This window comes from Halorarum sp. SLYT50 (assembly GCF_059821265.1).
Window position 1 is genome coordinate 1,014,628 of record NZ_CM187555.1, and the last position, 17,484, is coordinate 1,032,111.

The window sequence follows — 17,484 nt, forward strand, 5'->3', positions numbered from 1 at the left end:
ACATAAGCGCTTCACTTACGCGTCCGCGCGCACTCCGTCGAAAACCGGGCGACGTCGCTTACCTCGCGCCGGGACCCGGTCGGCGACGGCGACCGCCGCTCAGCGCGACTCGCGGAAGCCGTCGACGCCTCGGTCGTGGAGCGCCGCGGAGGTGTCGGCCACGTCGGCCCGGAGGTCGTCGTGGTACGCGACGAGTCGCTCGCGCAGGTCCGCGTGCTCGCGGGCGAGAACCTGTGCGGCCGACAGCGCCGCGTTGAACGACTTGCCCGCGTCCACCGCGACGATGGGCGCGCCGGTCGGCATCCCGATGACCGAGTCGACCGACTTCTCCTGGACCGGAACCCCGATCACCGGGAGCGGGTAGGCGATGCTCGCGGTCATGTTCGGGAGGTCGGCGGACTTCCCGCCCGCGCCCGCGACGAGAACGTCCAGCCCGCGGTCCGCGGCCGTCTCGGCGTACGCGTACATCAGGTCGGGCGTCCGGTGAGCGCTCACGACGTACGTCTCGTACGAGAACCGCGCCCCGGGCGGGTCGTCGAAGTCGGTCTGCTCCGCGAACCCGAGTTCCTCCAGCGCGTCGAACGCGCCCTGCATGGTGTCGAGGTCCGAGTCCGACCCCATGACGACGCCCACGTCGGGCGTCGTCTCCGGGTCCGCGTCGACCGCCGCCTCGGCCTCGAGTCGGTCGACGAGGTCCTCGACGGTCGTCATTTCGTCACCCCTCCGTCGGCCGCCTCGGCCGCGTCGGCGGCGTCCGTCTCCGCCGCGCCGTCCGGGTCGCGCGCGAACGAGAGCGCGTCGCGCAACCCGCGAGCGGTCGCGAGCAGGTCGTCGCGGCTCGCTCCCATCGCGTTCGCGTCGCCGCCGTCGGTCGCCGACCCGGCCGGCCCGCACAGCGTCACGTGACCCATCTTCCGGAGCGGACGGACCTCGCGCTTCCCGTACCAGTGGAGGTGTGCGCCGTCGGCGTCGAGGACGGTCTCGACGCCCTCCAGGCGGGCGGGACGCGGCTCGTCCACGTCGCCGAGGACGTTCGCGCTCACGGTCGCCGAGCGGGCGTCGGTCGACCCGAGCGGCCAGCCGAGCACCGCGCGGACGTGCTGTTCGAACTGCGAGGTACTCGCCCCCTCGATGGTCCAGTGACCGGAGTTGTGGGGACGGGGCGCCACCTCGTTGAGCAGCACCTCCCCGTCCACCTCGAACAGTTCGATGCCGAACACGCCGCGGCCGTCGAGTTCCGCGAGCGTGTCGAGCGCCACCTCCCTCGCGCGCGCCGCGACCGCGGGGTCGCTCCGCGCGGGGACGACCGTCTCTCGGAGAATCTCCTCCTCGTGGACGTTCTCGCCCAGCGGGAACGCGTCCGTCTCGCCGTCGCCCTGGGCGCCGATGACCGACACCTCGCGCTCGAAGTCGACGAACGCCTCGGCCATCGCGCCGCCCTCGTCGGCGCCGACGGCCTCGAGCGCCGCCTCGTAGTCGTCGCCCGCCTCCACGGGGAGATTCCCGCGGCCGTCGTAGCCGCCGGTGCGGGCCTTCAACATCGCGCCGCCGAACCGCTCGACGGCGTCCGCCAGCGCGTCGGAGTCGTCCACGGGGACGAACTCGGGCACCGGAACGCCGGCGTCCGCGAGCGCGCGCTTCTGGACGAGTTTGTCCCGAATCGTCCGGAGCGTGTCGGGGTCCGGGTGAACCGGGAGGTCGTACTCCGCTTCGACCTCTTCGAGGAGGTCCGGGTCGGCCAGTTCGATCTCGAGCGTGAGTGCGTCCGCGCGGTCGGCGAGTTCGCGGACTGCGTCGGGGTCGTCGAACGCGCCCTCGACCTGGTCGGCCACCCGTGCGGCCGGGCAGTCGGGCGTGGGGTCGAGGACGACGACGTCGACGCCGAGGGGGGCGGCCGCCTCGGCCAGCATCCGACCGAGTTGGCCGCCACCGACGACGCCGAGCGTCGGGGCGGGACACGTTGGCGTCACGGGCGGGACTTCGGCAACTCGGTGCATAAGCCTTGCCTCACGAGGGGAGAGATACCCACGGGCGTGGATACTCCTCCGAGCGCATCGCCCGCGGCTCCGGCGGCGACCGGTCGGCCGCCTCTGTCTGCCGGGCGCGTTCGAGCGCCGACCGGTCGACGAAGATGACGACGTGTTCGCCCCAGAGGCGGTAGTCGTACTCGCGGGCCTCGTAGCCGTCGAGGCGGGTCGCGAGTTCCTCCCGGTCCCACGGCTTGGCGATGACCACCGGCGGCATCTCCTCGGGGAGGCGGTTGAAGCGGTCGTCCGGGTTCGTGGAGTTCACCTCGGCGCCGTGGAGTTCCAGGTACCACGGCAGGGGGAGCCGGGAGTGCCACGCCGGCCCGCCGGGTGGCATCCGCTGGACGCTCCCCTCGTCGGCGACGTAGAACCGCACGTCACCGCCGTTCGCCTCCGTCCCGATGAACAGCACGTCCGTCCCGTCGTTCCCGCGGCTCACCGCTCCGACGTCCCGGAGCGCTCCCTTCAGGTCGTTCTCCGGCTGTGCCCACTGGAGCACCTGCTTGTCCTCCTCGCTGGCTGAGTTCCAGTAGTCGGCGTTCGCCGCGACGGCGCCGCCGACGGCGGCGAAGACGATGAGGCCGGCGAGTCCGACCCCGACCGCGTCCTCGCTCGCGAGCGCCGACTCGAACGAATCGGCGACGTACGCCGCCCCGACCGCCGCGGGTATCGCGAACGGGACGACGATGTGAACCGCGGCCCACGGGGCCTGGATGTCGGTCGCGACGGGGTAGCCGATGACCGACGCGGCCCCCCAGTAGGTGGCGAACGCGACGAGCGAACGGTTCCCCAGGTCGCCGTACCCGTCCGCGAGGAACCCGAGGAGGGCGAGCACGAGTACGACGCCCGACCCGTACACCAGCGTCTCCAGCAGGTCGTGGAGGTACGGCAGGTACGGGTGGTCGGAGTGGCTCCCGGCCGCCCACGTCCCGTAGAACCGCTCGCCGGCGCCGACGGTCGCCTCCTCGAGCAGGCCGACCGGGTCGCCCGTCCCCGCGAGCGCGTTCCAGAGGTCGGGGCGCGGCGCGTAGAAGAACCCCGCGACCGCGAGGAACGTCGCCGCGAGCCCGAGCGCCCCGAGCGGCACCCAGACGAGCAGGTGGCCGGCGAGCGCGGCGCCCGGGTCGACGTCGCGCTCGCGGGCGAGGTACGCGCGCGTCCGACTCTCGGCGGTCCACTGGTTCGCGACGTGGACGGCGGCCACCCCGCCGCCGACGACCGCGTCGAGCAGCGACCCGGTGCGCGAGGCGGTGCGCAGGAGTCGGTGGTCGACGACGAGGAACGCGCCGCCGGCGAAGCAGGCGAGGTAGACGAGCGCGTTCTCCTTGGAGGCGAACCCGAGCGCGAGGAGGGCGACCGCACCGAACAGCGGGAGCGTCCGCCGGCGGTCGAGCGCGTAGACGGTCAGCGCGAACGCCCCGAAGCAGAACGCCGCCACGAGCACGTCCGAGCGCATGAACCGACTGTAGTAGACGAGCAGCGGGTCGACCGCGAGCACGAGCGCGAGCGCGACTCGCTCGCGGCCGCGGAGGCGGTCGGCGAAACACAGCGCCGCGAGCGGGAGCAACCCCCCGACCATGGCGACCGGGAGGCGAGCGGCGAAGTCCGACGCGGGCAACACGTCGAACAGCGCGTTTCCGACGACCGGGAGGAACGGTCCGTGGATGATGGGCCGGTAGAAGAACTCCCCCGTCGCGTCGAACCGGAGTATCCAGTAGCCGACGCGGCCCTCGTCCCAGTGGAAGATTCGCTCTCCGAGGCCGACGAGGCGGACGACGACCGACAGCAGCGTGACGAGGACGACGGCCGTCGTCGCCGGCGTCCACGGCAGCCGCCTCAGGAGACGTGGACGCCCGCCGACCGGGTCGGCGGACGCGTCCGGGTCCGGAGCTCCGGCCTCGTCGGACGAACCGTCGGCGGTGTCCGCGGCGCCGGTGGCGTCGGCGACGGGCGCCCCGCCCGCGTCCGCCGACTCGGCCGACGCGTCGGGTACGGGGTGCGAGGGCGCGTCGGCCCCCCCGTCGTCGGGGGACGCCGGGGGCGCGTCGTCGCTCATTGCCCCTCCCTCACGCGCGACCGGTTACAACCTTTGTGATTGCGCGCGCCGCCCTCCGACCGGTGTCGAGCGCTCGCGGCGTGGTCGCTGCGGCGCGCGGCGGACCGTGGTGAGAGGCGAGCGCCGCCGCGACATCCACCCGGAACGGTACGCCTTTCACCGGCCCCGCCGACCGGCCGGGCATGAGCGACACCGGACTGGGGCTGGTGGTGGCCCGGTACTACGCGTCCATCGCCGACCGAATGGAGGAGACGGCGCGGGAGACTGCCGACGAACGCGGCGCGAGCGTCGTCGAGACGCTCGACGTGCCCGGCGCGTACGACGCGCCGCTGGCCGCCGACCGGCTGGCGCGCCGGGACGACATCGACGCTGTGGCCGTCATCGGCACCGTCGTCTCGGGCGACACCGACCACGACCAGGTCATCGCACGCGCGGCCGCAGCGGGGCTGACCGACGTGAGCCTCGACCGGGACACGCCGGTCACGTTCGGCGTCTCCGGTCCCGGCCAGAGCGGGGCCGAGGCGCGCGAACGGGTCGACAAAGGTGCCGAGGCCGTCACCGCCGCGATAGACATGGCCGAGGAGCTGTCGGGGGTGGCGGCGTGAGCCGCGACCGCGAGTACGAGTACGAGTTCGCGGAGCGCGTCGGGCGGGTCGAACCGTCGGCGACGCTCGCCATCAGCGGTGCCGCCTCGGAACTGGAGGCCGAGGGCGTCGACGTGGTCGACCTCTCGGTGGGTGAACCCGACTTTCCGACCCCCGAGAACGTCGTGACCGCCGGCGTCGAGGCGATGGAGGCGGGTCACACCGGGTACACCGCCTCGAACGGCGTCCCGGAACTCAAGCAGGCCATCGCGGAGAAGCTCCGCGGAGACAACGTCGACGCGACGGCCGACGAGGTCATCGTCACGCCCGGCGCGAAGCAGGCGCTGTACGAGACGGTCGAGACGCTCGTCGACGACGGCGACGAAGTCGTCCTGCTCGACCCGGCGTGGGTGTCGTACGAGGCGATGGTGAAGCTCGCCGGCGGGACGCCCGTCCGCGTCGACCTGACCGACCACGACTTCCAGCTGGAACCGGCGCTCGACGACCTCGCGGCGGCGGTCTCGGACGACACCGCGCTCGTCGTCGTGAACTCCCCGGCGAACCCGACCGGTGCGGTGTTCTCCGACGCCGCGCTCGAAGGGGTGCGCGACGTAGCCGTCGACCACGACGTGCCGGTCATCTCCGACGAGATATACGAACAGATCACCTACGGGGTCGAACCCACCAGCCTCGCGAGCTTCGACGGGATGGCCGACCGCACCGTGACGGTGAACGGTTTCTCGAAGGCGTACTCGATGACCGGGTGGCGGCTCGGCTACCTCCACGCGACCGGCGAGTTCGTCTCGCAGGCCGCGAAGCTCCACAGCCACTCCGTCTCGTCGGCGACCAACTTCGTCCAGCGGGCGGGCGTCGAGGCGCTCCGGAACACCGAGACGGCGGTCGAGCAGATGGTCGAGGCGTTCCGCGACCGGCGCGACCTGGTGAGCGACCTGCTCGCCGACGAGGGCGTCCACGTCCCCGAACCGGACGGCGCGTTCTACATGATGATGCGCGTCGACGACGACGACGCCACGTGGGCCGAGGAGGCCATCCAGGAGGCACACGTCGCCACGGTTCCCGGCCACGCGTTCGGCGCGCCGGGGTACGCCCGCATCAGCTACGCGGCGAGCGAGGAGCGCCTCCGCGAGGGTATCGAGCGACTGGCCAGCGGCGGGTTCTTCGACTGACGCGGCCCCGTCGGCCGCCGGGGTTTACCCCGCCCCCCGAGTAGGCGCGGACGTGTTCGGGCTCGGGGTCGACCTGGTCGCGGTCGCCGAGGAACTCATCGTCCGCTACGGCTACCTCGCGGTCTGCTGTTTCACCTTCCTCGAGTCGTCGCTGCTGTTCCCCCTGCTCCCGAGCGAGGTAGTGTTGCCGCTCGCCGCCCTCGCGCTCGTCTCGGGGCCCGCGTCGCTCGCGGCGTTCGTCGCCGCGACCACCGCGGGCGTCGTCGTCGGCAGCCTCGTCGCCTACTACCTGTTCGGCCGCGGCGGCGAGGAGGTGCTCGAACGCTACGGCCCGCTGGTGCGCGTCTCCGAGCGCGAACTCCGGTGGTCGAAGGCGGCGTTCCGCCGCTACGGCGAGTGGTCGGTGTTCTGGGGGCGGTTCCTCCCCGTCCTCCGCTCGGTCGTCTCGGTGCCCGCCGGGTTCGCGGGGATGGACCGGGGGCGGTTCGTCGCCTACTCCGCGGGCGGCGGCCTCCTGTTCAACCTCGCGGTCGGCGCGCTCGCGCTGGGGGCGGCGAGTCGCAGTCGGTGTACGAGGCGGCGGTCGCGTTCCTCCGCGCGGCGGTCGCGGACCGGCCACTGCTCGTGGTCGCCGCGGCGCTCGTGGCCGTCGCGCTCGCGGCCGTCGCGGCGTGGCGCCGGGTCGGCTGACCGCCGGCGCTCACCGACCTGTCCGACGGTGACTGGCGGACGCGGCGGTCGAACGGGGCGGGAGCGCGGTCCGAGCGCAGACGACCCCGGCGCCGCGCGGGAGGTTTTTATCTGAGAGGCCCGAGGTGGCGACGAGTGCGTCTCGCAGACCTCCCCCTCGCGCCCGAGCACGTCGACCACTTCGAGGAGGAGGGCATCGAGGAGCTGTACCCGCCACAGGCGGACGCGGTCGAGGCGGGCGTCTGCGCCGGCGGAAACGTCGTCGCCGCCATTCCCACGGCGTCGGGCAAGACGTTCATCGCGGAACTGGCGCTGCTCACCGCCGACGGTCCCGGGCTCTACATCTGCCCGCTCCGCGCGCTCGCCCGCGAGAAGTACGAGGAGTTCGACGCGCTCCCCGGCGTGGACGTCGGCATCTCGACGGGCGACTACGACTCGCCCGCCGCGGACCTCGCCGAGTACGACGTCGTCGTCGCCACCAGCGAGAAGGTGGACTCGGCCATCCGCAACGGCGCGCCGTGGGTCGACGACCTGGCGTGTATCGTCGTCGACGAGGTCCACCTGCTCGGCGCGGCCGGCCGCGGCCCCACGCTGGAGGTGACGCTGTCGACGCTCCGCCGCCGCACCCGCGACGCGCAGGTGGTCGCGCTCTCGGCCACCGTCGACAACCCCGAAGACGTCGCCGGGTGGCTCGACGCGGAACTCGTCGAGTCCGACTGGCGCCCGGTCGACCTCCGCACCGGCGTGTACGCCGGCGGAACCGTCGAGTTCGACGACGGGAGCGACCTGACCGTCGCGGTCCCGGACGCGGCCGACCCGAGCGTCGAGGCGGACACGGAGGCGACGGCGGCGCTCGTCCGCGACGCCGTCGAGGGGGGCGGACAGGCGCTCGCGTTCGTCCGCTCGCGCCGCGAGGCGGAGACCCTGGCCGACCGTCTCACGGACGAGCGACTCGCGAACGCCGCCGGCATCGGCAGGCCGGCGGCCGAGACCGCAGAGGAGGTGCGCGAGGCCGGCGGGACGGAGACGGGCGAGCGCCTCGCGGAGTGCGCCGCGTGGGGGGTCGCGTTCCACCACGCCGGCCTGCGGTCGGCCCACCGCGCGGTCGTCGAGCGGGCGTTCCGCGAGCGCCGGCTGGCGGTCATCTGCGCGACGCCGACGCTCGCGGCGGGCGTGAACGTCCCCGCCAGGCGGGTGGTCGTCCGCGACCAGCAACGGTACACCGGCGACGGGATGGAGTGGCTCCCCGTGCTGGAGGTCCACCAGATGTGCGGGCGGGCGGGGCGGCCGGGGCTCGACCCGTACGGCGAGGCGGTCCTCGTGAGCGGCGACGACGAGCGGGCGGACCTCGAAGCGCGGTACGTCGGGGCCGACCCGGAGGCCGTCGAGTCGAAACTCCGCGACCGGGCGGCGCTCCGCACGCACGTCCTCGCGCTCGTCGCCACTGGGTTCGCCGCCTCGCAGGCGGAGGTGCTCGACGTGCTCGGCGAGACGTTCTACGCCTTCCGGACGCCCAACCCCGACCTCGGCGGGGTCGTCGGCGACGTGATTGGGGAACTCATCGACATGGACATGCTCGCGCCCGCGAGCGGGGACGCCGGAGGCATCGAAGCCACGCCCCTCGGCGCGCAGGTGTCGCGCCAGTACGTCACGCCCGCAACGGGCGCGCGCCTCGTCGCCGGCCTCCGGACCATGGCGGCGATGGACCCGGCCGACGTCACGCCGCTGACCGCCTTCGAGGTGGTGTGCGACACCCCCGACATGCAGACCGGCTACCTCGGCGACCGGGAGCGCGCCGCGATGTACCAGTTCGCGCGCCGGCGCGCCGGAGAACTCACCACCGCGATGGGCGAGACGGACGACTTCGAGGGGTGGCTGGAGGCGGTCAAGACCGCGCGCCTCCTCGCGGAGTGGGTCGAGGGGGCGACGCTCGACGACCTGGTCGAGGCGTACCGGGTCGGGCCGGGGGACCTGGAGTCGCGCATCGAGCGGGCGGAGTGGCTACTCGGCGCGGCGGCGGCGCTCGCGGAGGTGCTCGACGTGGACCTGCCCGTGTTCGAGTCGGCCCGGGCGCGGCTGTGAGCGGAAGTAGGAGCCCGCAGGTGGTCACGGGTCGGGACCGGCGTCCGTGTCGGGCGAGTCCGACGGCCGGTCGTACGCGCCCGCTCGCCGGTGTTCGCCCGCCCGCCGAAGCACAGACGGGGTCCGGCAGACGCCGGGTTCCCCCGCGGCCTGCGGGACGACGCAGTTGTTGCAGTTCTCGCAGGCGACCCGCGCGTCGGCCGCGTCGGTCCCGAGCAGGCGTGCGGGCAGGCGGGGTTCGGCGTAGAACGGGCGCGCCATCCCCACGGCGTCGCACGCCCGGGTCGTCCCGTCAGCCAGTAGCCCGTCGACGACGCCGCGCTCGCGGATGCCGCCCTCACAGAGCACCGGTACGTCCACCCGGTCGCGGACCCGTCGGCAGAGAGCGGCGTTCCACGCCGGCTCGAAGTCGTACGCGAGCGACTCGACCCAGTTGGCGAGCGCGACGAGCGCCGCTCGGGTCCGCGACCCGAACGCCGCGGCGTACCCCTCGCGGAACCGGTCGTCGCGCCACGACCGACCGGGGAACTCGCCGCGGACGATGCTCATGTCCCAGAACACGGAGCCGTTCACCGGGACGAGCGCGTCGAACCCGGCGGCGGCGAGCCGCTGGCACGCGCGGACGCAGTCGGCCGCCGAGAGGCGACGGCGGACGAACGGCGGGGCCTCCGTCTCGGCGGGCACCTTCGTCATGACGGGGACGTCGCCAGCCCGCGCGCGGATTTCGGACAGCACGAGTTCGAGGAAGCGGACGCCGTCGCCGAACTCGTCGTCGCGGCGGTTGTAGAACGGGGAGAGGAACTGGTGGACGATGCCCATGTTCGCGCCGGCGAGGTGGACGGCGTCGTACCCCGCGTCGACGGCGTACGCCGCCGACCGGCCGAAGTCGGCCGCCAGTTCGTACACCCCGTCGGTCGAGAGGACGTGCGCGTCGTACGAGAGGAACCCCGCCCGGTCGAGCGCCCGGAGGAGCCACGGCGGCTCCGACACCGCGAGCTGTTCGAGGTCCGGGTTCGCCTCCCTGAATCCGGCGTGCCACGTCTCCATCGACCGGAGACCGCCGTGTTCCAACTGAACGGCTATCTTTCCGCCGTGTGCGTGGACCGCGTCGGTCAGCCGCGAGAGGTCGGCGACGAAGTCGGGGTCGTGCACGCGGGTCATGCCCGGCGCGGCGCACCCGCCCTCGGGGCGGACGATGGTCGCCCCCTGACAGACCAGCCCCGCACCCGCGTCCGCGGCCGGTTCGAGGTCGGCTATCAACGTGTCCACCGCGTCGGGACCGTTGCCCGCACACTCCAGCAACGGCGCGCGGTAGAGCCTGTTCGGGAGGGTCACGCCGCCGACGTCGAGCGGGTCGCCGAGTACGGCCATCCGTCGTCGGTTGGACGCTCGCGGACATGAAGGCTCGGCCTCGCCGACTCGACCGCTCGGGCTCCCGACCCCCCTCCCGTCGCCGACGTCGTTCGGAATCGGCGACGACGGCCCGTCACGTTCGGCTCGCCGCCGCCAGCCCGTCGGCGCCCTCGACGCGCTCCTTCAGCCGCTGCGTGAACCGAGCGGCGGGCGCCCCGTCGACGACGTCGTGGTCGAACGCCAGCGTGAGGTCGAGGAACTCGCGCTCGACGAGTTCCCCGTCGACGACGCGCGGTTTCGTCTCGATGCCGCCGACTGTCAACTGGAGCGCGTAGTTCGTCGGGATGACCGCCCACCCGCCGCCCTCTCCGAACATCCCCACCGAGGTCACCGAGACGGTCCCCGCGAGGCGCTTCCACCGCCGCGGGAACCACTGCGGGAGTCGCCACACCTGCCGTCGGATGACCCCGGGGAGGGTGAGCGCGCGCGACTCCAGCCGCGAGAGGGGAGCCGCGGGAGCGTTCTGAACGGCCCGTATCTCGTCGTGGATCGACCGGAGTGACCGCCGATTGGCCGCCCTGACGACGTGCGGGACGCCCAGTCGCTCGCCGTCGGCGGTCGTCTCGACGAGGACGTTCACGTCGACGTCGTCGAAGCGGTGGACTCGTCCCCGCCAGTCGCGGTACGCCTGCACCCGTGGGTGTTCCTCGACGGTACGGGCGAGACAGAACGAGACGAACGCGGTGAACGAGAGCCGTTCGCCCGTCTCCTCCTCGACGTCGTCGATGTACCGTCTCGCGTCGGTCACGTCGAACTCGACGAGTCCGTGGACGGTGCTTCGACGCCTCGCCATCCGGTTGTAGTCGCCCGTCGCCCGGCGGCGAGAGGAGGTCGGCTCGGTTCGGTCGCCGCGTTCTCGTTCCCGTTCGCTCATGCCGCCCGCAGGTCGGCGGACCGTATAGCGCTTGACCCGGGCGCGGCATCCGGAGTCGTCGCTACTCGGGTGGCGAGCGACCCCGACCCGAACCCGGAACCAGCCCGGACCGGAACCGAAACCCGCACGCCGCGTTCGACGCCCGCTACTCGTCGTCCTCGCGGCCGTGCGGGTCGTAGTCGGCCTCGTCCTCACCGTCGACGGCGGGGTCGTGGCGCTCGTACCACGCGAGCAGTTCGTTCAGCCGGTGGATGGCGCGGTCGGGCGTGCCGATGTTGTGGTGCTCATTCTCGTAGACGACGAGGCGGGCCTCGACGCCCTGCTTCCTCGCCGCGACGTACAACTGCTCGGACTGGGAGGGGGGGCACCGCCAGTCCTCCGCCCCAGCGGTCACCAGGAGCGGCGTCTCGATGTTGCCCGCGTCGGTGATGGCCGAGGAGGCGTCGATGGCGTCGGGGTTCTCCCACGGGAGACCGTAGTCGTTCTCCATCCAGTTGTGCGAGTCGTCCGTTCCGAACGCGGAACGGAGGTCGTAGATGCCGTGTTCGGGCGCGGCGGCCGCGAACAGGTCGGGCTCCTGCGTGACGAGGAACCCCTGCGAGATGCCGCCGTACGAGAAGCCGTAGCCGAAGACGCGCTCCTCGTCGACCCAGCCGCGGTCCACGAGGTCCGCGACGCCGTTCGCCACGTCGGTCACCTCGTGGGTGCCCCACTGCCCTTTGAGCGCCTCGGCGAACTCCCGGCCGTAGCTGGAGCCGCCGCGGTAGTTCGGTCGGAGGACGACGTAGCCGCGCGAGGTGAGCGCGGCGTGGTCGAAGCTGAAGACGGGTTCGTCGTAGCTGATGGGGCCGCCGTGGATGGCGACCACGAGCGGGTGGTCGCCGTCCGCGGGGTCGATTTCGGGGTCGTGGTAGACGACGCCCGAGATGTCGTGTCCCTCGCTGTCCCACTCGACGCGCCGGACCGCGGGCATGGGGTACTCGTCGGTGAGGTCGGCGTTCACCGCCGAGAGGCGGGTCAGCGACTCCGGCTCGTCGTCGCCGTCGAGGTCCGCGGCGTCGACGGCGTACACGTCGTGTCCCTCGGTCGGGTGCGAGAGGGTGAACGCTGCGCGCTCCTCGCCGTACTCGAACCCGCCGAGCGCGCGCTCGTCGCCCTGCGCCTCGAAGACGCGTTCGACGCTCCCGTCGGTCGAGACGCGCGCGAGGCGGGTGCGCGCCTCGTCCCCGATGGTCGTGTACAGCGTCTCGTCGTCCGCCCAGTCGAGCGACGCGCCGCGAGCGAGCGTCCGGTCGAGGTCCGCGGTGAGCGACTCGTACGCGCCGTCCTCGTAGAGGTACGCCTGCGTCGGGATACACCAGTTGTCGGGGTCGCCCGCGGCGAACGCCAGCCGCTCGCCGTCGGGCGACCACTCGGGCCCGTTCGCGGAGAGGTCGCCGTCGGTGAGCCTCCGGAGGCCGGTGCCGTCTGGTCGGACGGTGAACACGTCCCGCGCGAGCGTGTCGTCGCCGTCCTCGCCGTGGTAGGCGGCGAACGCGATGCGGTCGGTCGCCCCCCACGCGGGCTGGAGTCCCGAGAGGCCCGCGTACGCGCCGCCGGCGTACGCCTCGTCGAGTCGGTCGGCCTCGCCGCTCTCGACGTCGACGACGTGGAGGTACGTGGTCACCGTGTCGGTGTAGCCGACGCCGTCGAGTTTGTGCTGGAGGCGCTCGGTCTCCACCGGGCCGCCCTCCTCTCGCTCGTCGAGGTACGCCCGCTCCGCCTCGGTCGGGTCGCGCGCGGCGACGACCAGTCGGTCGCCGTCCGGCCCCCAGTCGAACTCCGAGGCGCCCTCCGCGAAGTCGGTCACCTGCCGGGCGTCGCCGCCGAGCGAGAGGTCGAACAGCCACACCTGCGACTCCGGCTCCCCGCCTGACCCCTGTGCGTCGGTCCCGTCCGACTCCTCGTCCTCGTCGGCGTCGTCTTCGGTGCCGTCGGCGTCCTCGGCGTCGCCGCGCCCGACGCGTCGCTCGCTGTCCTCCTCGCGGGCCGCGAGGAACGCCAGTCGGTCGCCGTCGGGACCCCACTGCGGGCTGGACGCGCCGGCGACCCGGGTGAGCCGGTGGGGGTCGCGCGAGCCGTCCGTCGGCGCGACGAACAGCGAGGCGACCCGCTCGTTCTCGTCGGCGTCGAACTCCTGGACCGTGAACGCGACCCGGTCGTCGCCGGGCGAGAGGGCCGTCTCGGCCACCTGCGAGAGGTCGTAGTACGCCTCCGTCGGCAGTTCGCTCATGGGTCACGACTGCCGAGGTGCGCACATATCCCTTCCCCCTCCGGCCGCGACGGCCGCATCCCGCGGCCGCAATCGACGCGCTCAAACCGGCCACGCGCGACCGCCCGGTATGACGGACACCGACCGCCGGCTGCTGGCGGAGACGGCGGAGGCGGCGGTCCGCGAGGCGGGCGCGTACCTCCGCGACCGCTTCCGGACCGGCCACGCCGAGGGGGCGTACGGCGAGGACGACGTGAAAGCCGCCGTCGACGTGGGCGCCGAAGAGCGCATCGCCGCGGTGCTGACCGAGCGTCACCCCTCGCACGCCGTCCACGGCGAGGAGGCCGGCCGCTCGGGCGAGACCGACGTGGAGTGGCTGGTCGACCCGCTCGACGGGACGAACAACTTCGCCATCGGCTACCCCTCCATCGCCTCGGCCGTGACGGCCCACCGCGACGGGGCGGCGCTGGCGACGGCGTTCTACGAACCCCTGACCGACGACTGCTACGTCGCCGTCCGTGACGGGGGAGCGACCCTGAACGGCGACCCGCTCTCCGCCGACGGTCACGGCCGGCCGCTGGCGCGCTCGACGGTGTCGCTCGTCCGCGGGCTGGCGGCCGTCCGCGACGACGACCTGAGCGCGACGGCGACCGGGATACGAGAGAACCTCCGCGAGCGGTGCAAGCGGGTGCTGGAGACGTGGTCGCCGTGCGTCGACTGGGGCCTGCTCGCTCGCGGGAGCATCGCGGGTGTCGTCTGCGTCCACCCGGACCCCTTCGAGCAGGTCGGCGGCGAACTGCTGGCGCGCGAGGCCGGCGTGCGCTCCGTCGAGACGGAGGGTTACTACGTCGGTGCGCCCGACGAGGAGACGCTGACGGACCTGTGCGAGTCGGTTCCGGCGGTCGACGCGCCGTAGCTCTGGCGACGTGTCACACCAGGTCCGCCCGACGCCGGTACAGCAGCGCGAGGACCGTCAGCGGCACGCCGACGACGACGGCGTACGGCAGCGCGTACGCGGTGAGGACGACCGCGCTGCGCGCGAGGACGACCACGCCGTCGATGGACGAGAGGAACGCCTCGGTCAGCGGCGTCTCGTACCACTGGTCGCGGTCCGGCGGCCGGTAGTCGGGCTGGGGTTCGAACAACTGGACCGTGATGGTGGAGTAGGCGACCCGGCGTTCGAGACTCTGGAGGCGCGCCTCGATGCGCTCTATCTCGGTCTGCACGTCCGAGAGTTCCCGCTGGACCGCCAGCACCTCCTCGGTGTCGTTCGCCCGCTGGTACAGTTCGCGCAGGCGCTCCCGCTCGGCCTCCAGGCTGTCGAGACGCGCCCGCAGGTCGACCACCTGCTCGGTCACGTCCTGCGTCTCCTCGTTCAGGCTGACCACCTCGCCCTGCGCCTCCACGGCGGCGAGCGCACCCGAGTAGTTGCCGACGGGTACCCGGAGCGTGACTCGGCCCTCGGTCCACGTGTCGTTCCCCTCGCCGTGGACCTGCTTGGTCGCGTCGCCGACGTAGCCGCCGGTCGACTGCGCCAGGTCCGTCAGGTTGCTCCGCGCCGACTCGTAGTCCTCGACCCGGATCCGGACCCTCGCCGTGCGGATGATCTGGCGGTTCTGCTGTTGGACCTCGACGCCGTCGGTGTCTTCGGCGTTCCCGCTTCCCCCGCCGGCACCGGTCGCGTCGCCCGCGGCGGCCGTTCCGTCGGGGGCGGCGGTCATCGTCGCTTCCGCCGCTTCGGTTCCCCCCAGGTCACTGGACCGCTGTTCGACCGCGCCCCCGTCGCTCCCGCCGCCGGCGCCCGAACAGCCGGCGAGCGCGAGCATGAGGGCACAGCACACCGCGAGGAGTGTCTTCCGACGCATACCCACCCCTACAGGACACCGGCACCTAATGGCTCGTAAATGTCAAAGAGCCGTTTGACCTACCGTCGGCGGTGGGTTCCTACTCGCTCACCCGGTCGGGCGTCTCGCCGAGGAACGTCTGGAACTCCGCCGTCCGGCCGTCCGGGTCGTCCGCGAAGAACTGGTAGATGTCGTACTCCTCGTTCACGTGCGGGTCCTCGCGCGCCGCCTCGCCCACCCGCTCGCGCATCGCGTCGACGCCCGCCCGGTCCGCCGAGACGAACGTGAGGACGCCGCAGTCCTCGGTGGCGTCGCCGTCGCAGAACCCGAACCGGAACCCCTCGAACGAGAGGACGGTGCACCCGGGCTGTTCGAGCCACACGTCCGCGCCGACGACGTCGGTGTACCACTCGACGACGCGCTCGCGGCGTTCGGTCCGGAAGAAGACGAGTCCCGACACGAACGGGGATTCACCGCCCGCGGACATAACCGTGGAGTCTCACACGGTCGCGCGGGCCGCGCGTCGAGTTACTCCCGGGCCGCCTCGATAGCCTCGCGGAACGCCTCCGCGTTCCCCGTGATGACGTCGAACTCGCCCGCCTCCACCGCCTCACGGTCCACGAGCGCCGACCCGGCGCCGACCGCCTCCGCGCCCGCCTCGATGTACTCGCCGCAGTTGTCGGCCGAGACGCCGCCCGTGGGCATGATGGGAATCTGCCCCAGCGGCCCCTTCAACGCACTGAGGTGCGACGGGCCGAGCGTCGCCGCCGGGAACAGTTTCACCATGTCCGCGCCCGCCTCGTACGCCTCGACGGCCTCCGTGGGGGTCATGATGCCCGGCGCGACCAGCACCCCGTACCGGTTGCACGTCTCGACCACGTCGCGGTGGAACGACGGACAGACGACGAACTCCGCGCCGGCGGCGATGGCCGCCTGCGCCGTCTCCGCGTCGAGGACGGTGCCCGCGCCGACGAGAACGTCGTCGCTCAGTTCCTCGGACAGCGTGCGAATCATCTCGGTCGACCCCGCCGTGTCGGCCGTGACCTCCACGGCGGTCACGCCGCCTGCCACCAGTGCTTCTGCCGTCCGCACGACCGTCTCGGGCTGTGCGCCCCGCATGACCGCGACGACGCCGCAGTCGCGAATCCGCTCGAACGCCTCCTGCGTACTCATACGCGGGTGAAGATACGGCCGGGGCATAAACACGGGGGTCGCGCGGCACGACTGTCGCACCGCGCGCGCGGTCGTGCGCCGCCGCCGCCGAACCCCGACTGCCGTAGGTTCACTCGTCGCTTACCCGTGGTGAATGACCGACCAGACACCCGACTACGAGCGACTCTACGAGCGCGTCGTCCCGTCGGTGGTGTCGGTGTACGCCGGCGAGAACGGCCCGCGGGGCGCGGGGTCCGGCTTCGTCTACGACGCCGACCACGTCGTGACGAACCACCACGTCGTGCGCGACGAGCGGACCGCGCAGGTCCGGTTCGCGGACGGGCGCTGGCGACGCGGCACCGTCGTCGGCACCGACGCGTACACGGACCTCGCCGTCGTGGAGGTGCGGGAGATGCCGGCCGACGCGCCGGCGCTGGCCGTCGCCACCGACGTTCCCGTCCCCGGCCGGCCGGTCGCCGCGCTGGGCAACCCGATGGGGCTCGACGGCTCCATCACCGCGGGCATCGTCTCCGGCGTCAACCGGTCGATGGGCACCAGCGGCGGGTTCGCCATCCCCGACGTGGTCCAGACGGACGCGCCCATCAACCCCGGGAACAGCGGCGGACCGCTGGTGGCCGAGACGGACGACGGCGAGTACCGAGTGGTGGGCGTCAACCGCGCGAAGCAGGGCGACAACATCGGGTTCGCCGTCTCGGCCCGCCTCGTGGACCGGGTCGTGCCCGCGCTCATCGCGGACGGCATCTACCGCCACTCGTACCTCCGGGTGCGCACGCTCGACGTGACGCCGACCATCGCCGACGCGAACGGACTCGACGACCCGCGGGGCGTGCTCGTGGTCGACGTGGGCGAGCGGACGGACGCCGCCGGCGAGCGAGGGACAGAGGCGACGGCGCTGCGCGGCTGCACCGGCCGCCGCCGCGTCCGCGGCCGGCGGATCCCGACCGGGGGCGACGTCATCGTCGCCGTGGACGGCGAGCGGGTGCGCGCACACGAGGAGCTGATGCGGTACCTCATCGTCAACACCAGTCCCGGCGAGACGGTGGACGTGACGGTCCTGCGCGACGGCGAGGCGGACGAACTGACGCTCCCGGTGCGTCTGAGCGAGCGGCCGGGGACCGAAGACAGGATACCCGTACGGTAGCCGCCCGGTGCACCCGGCCGCGTTCGGCGGTTCTCGGGCGCGGGAGGGGACGACCGACCGGCGTCGGCCGTCAGTCGACGAACCACTCCGTCGCCACGCGGGGCGACGACCCGAGGGCGAACCGGTCGAGCGCCCCACGGACCGGCGGGAGCCTCGGGAGGA

Annotated in this window: 15 protein-coding genes; 6 read left to right on the forward strand and 9 right to left on the reverse strand. The window is 72.9% G+C overall.

Annotated elements, in window-relative coordinates:
- Positions 1-99: 99 nt before the first annotated feature.
- From purE to AC6RUA_RS05360, 3 genes are read right to left on the reverse strand one after another with little or no spacing between them, the layout of a single operon-like run.
- Positions 100-711, reverse strand: coding sequence for a 5-(carboxyamino)imidazole ribonucleotide mutase (purE, locus tag AC6RUA_RS05350; RefSeq protein WP_499814905.1), 612 nt, complete (start codon positions 709-711; stop codon positions 100-102).
- The gene (locus tag AC6RUA_RS05355; RefSeq protein ID WP_499814906.1) at positions 708-1,970 is read right to left on the reverse strand and encodes a 5-(carboxyamino)imidazole ribonucleotide synthase; all 1,263 of its coding nucleotides are present in this window, start codon (positions 1,968-1,970) and stop codon (positions 708-710) included. The genes purE and AC6RUA_RS05355 overlap by 4 nt, the downstream gene beginning before the upstream one ends.
- Before the next feature lie 37 nt (positions 1,971-2,007).
- Complete coding sequence (locus tag AC6RUA_RS05360) at positions 2,008-4,083, reverse strand: flippase activity-associated protein Agl23 (RefSeq protein WP_499814907.1); 2,076 nt, start codon at positions 4,081-4,083, stop codon at positions 2,008-2,010.
- Positions 4,084-4,265: 182 nt separating this feature from the next.
- Between AC6RUA_RS05360 and ribH the strand changes: the two genes are divergently transcribed.
- The 4 genes from ribH to AC6RUA_RS05380 are packed head-to-tail and all read left to right on the forward strand — an operon-like array spanning position 4,266 to position 8,626.
- Positions 4,266-4,688, forward strand: a complete 423-nt coding sequence (gene ribH / locus AC6RUA_RS05365) for a 6,7-dimethyl-8-ribityllumazine synthase (protein WP_499814908.1) — start codon at positions 4,266-4,268, stop codon at positions 4,686-4,688.
- Positions 4,685-5,854 (forward strand): pyridoxal phosphate-dependent aminotransferase, encoded by a 1,170-nt coding sequence (locus tag AC6RUA_RS05370; RefSeq protein WP_499814909.1) that lies wholly within the window; start codon positions 4,685-4,687, stop codon positions 5,852-5,854. The genes ribH and AC6RUA_RS05370 overlap by 4 nt, the downstream gene beginning before the upstream one ends.
- 52 nt (positions 5,855-5,906) lie before the next feature.
- Positions 5,907-6,659 carry a DedA family protein gene (locus tag AC6RUA_RS05375; protein ID WP_499814910.1) on the forward strand — a complete coding sequence of 251 codons (753 nt, stop codon included), beginning with the start codon at positions 5,907-5,909 and terminating at the stop codon, positions 6,657-6,659.
- 20 nt (positions 6,660-6,679) lie between these two features.
- On the forward strand, positions 6,680-8,626 hold the full coding sequence (locus AC6RUA_RS05380) for a DEAD/DEAH box helicase (protein ID WP_499814911.1): 1,947 nt from the start codon (positions 6,680-6,682) through the stop codon (positions 8,624-8,626).
- A gap of 24 nt (positions 8,627-8,650) precedes the next feature.
- Here the strand turns inward: AC6RUA_RS05380 and AC6RUA_RS05385 are convergent, their stop codons facing one another.
- From AC6RUA_RS05385 to AC6RUA_RS05395, 3 genes are all read right to left on the reverse strand, one after another.
- Entirely contained in the window at positions 8,651-9,997 is a 1,347-nt protein-coding gene (locus AC6RUA_RS05385; protein WP_499814912.1) for an oxidoreductase, read from the reverse strand.
- Positions 9,998-10,112: 115 nt separating this feature from the next.
- Entirely contained in the window at positions 10,113-10,913 is an 801-nt protein-coding gene (locus AC6RUA_RS05390) for a 2-oxo acid dehydrogenase subunit E2 (RefSeq protein WP_499814913.1), read from the reverse strand.
- A 145-nt stretch (positions 10,914-11,058) separates the two neighbouring features.
- Complete coding sequence (locus tag AC6RUA_RS05395) at positions 11,059-13,185, reverse strand: S9 family peptidase (protein WP_499814914.1); 2,127 nt, start codon at positions 13,183-13,185, stop codon at positions 11,059-11,061.
- 109 nt (positions 13,186-13,294) lie between these two features.
- On the opposite strand from AC6RUA_RS05395, the gene AC6RUA_RS05400 reads away from it, so the two are divergent.
- Positions 13,295-14,080, forward strand: coding sequence for an inositol monophosphatase family protein (locus AC6RUA_RS05400; RefSeq protein WP_499814915.1), 786 nt, complete (start codon positions 13,295-13,297; stop codon positions 14,078-14,080).
- A gap of 13 nt (positions 14,081-14,093) precedes the next feature.
- On the opposite strand, the gene AC6RUA_RS05405 is transcribed toward AC6RUA_RS05400, so the two are convergent.
- From AC6RUA_RS05405 to AC6RUA_RS05415, 3 genes are all read right to left on the reverse strand, one after another.
- Positions 14,094-15,029, reverse strand: coding sequence for a DUF4349 domain-containing protein (locus AC6RUA_RS05405; RefSeq protein WP_499814916.1), 936 nt, complete (start codon positions 15,027-15,029; stop codon positions 14,094-14,096).
- Positions 15,030-15,108: 79 nt separating this feature from the next.
- Entirely contained in the window at positions 15,109-15,468 is a 360-nt protein-coding gene (locus AC6RUA_RS05410) for a VOC family protein (RefSeq protein WP_499814917.1), read from the reverse strand.
- Positions 15,469-15,536: 68 nt separating this feature from the next.
- Entirely contained in the window at positions 15,537-16,181 is a 645-nt protein-coding gene (locus tag AC6RUA_RS05415; RefSeq protein ID WP_499814918.1) for a bifunctional 4-hydroxy-2-oxoglutarate aldolase/2-dehydro-3-deoxy-phosphogluconate aldolase, read from the reverse strand.
- A gap of 133 nt (positions 16,182-16,314) precedes the next feature.
- Between AC6RUA_RS05415 and AC6RUA_RS05420 the strand changes: the two genes are divergently transcribed.
- Positions 16,315-17,322, forward strand: a complete 1,008-nt coding sequence (locus AC6RUA_RS05420) for a S1C family serine protease (RefSeq protein ID WP_499815405.1) — start codon at positions 16,315-16,317, stop codon at positions 17,320-17,322.
- Positions 17,323-17,484 lie beyond the last annotated feature (162 nt).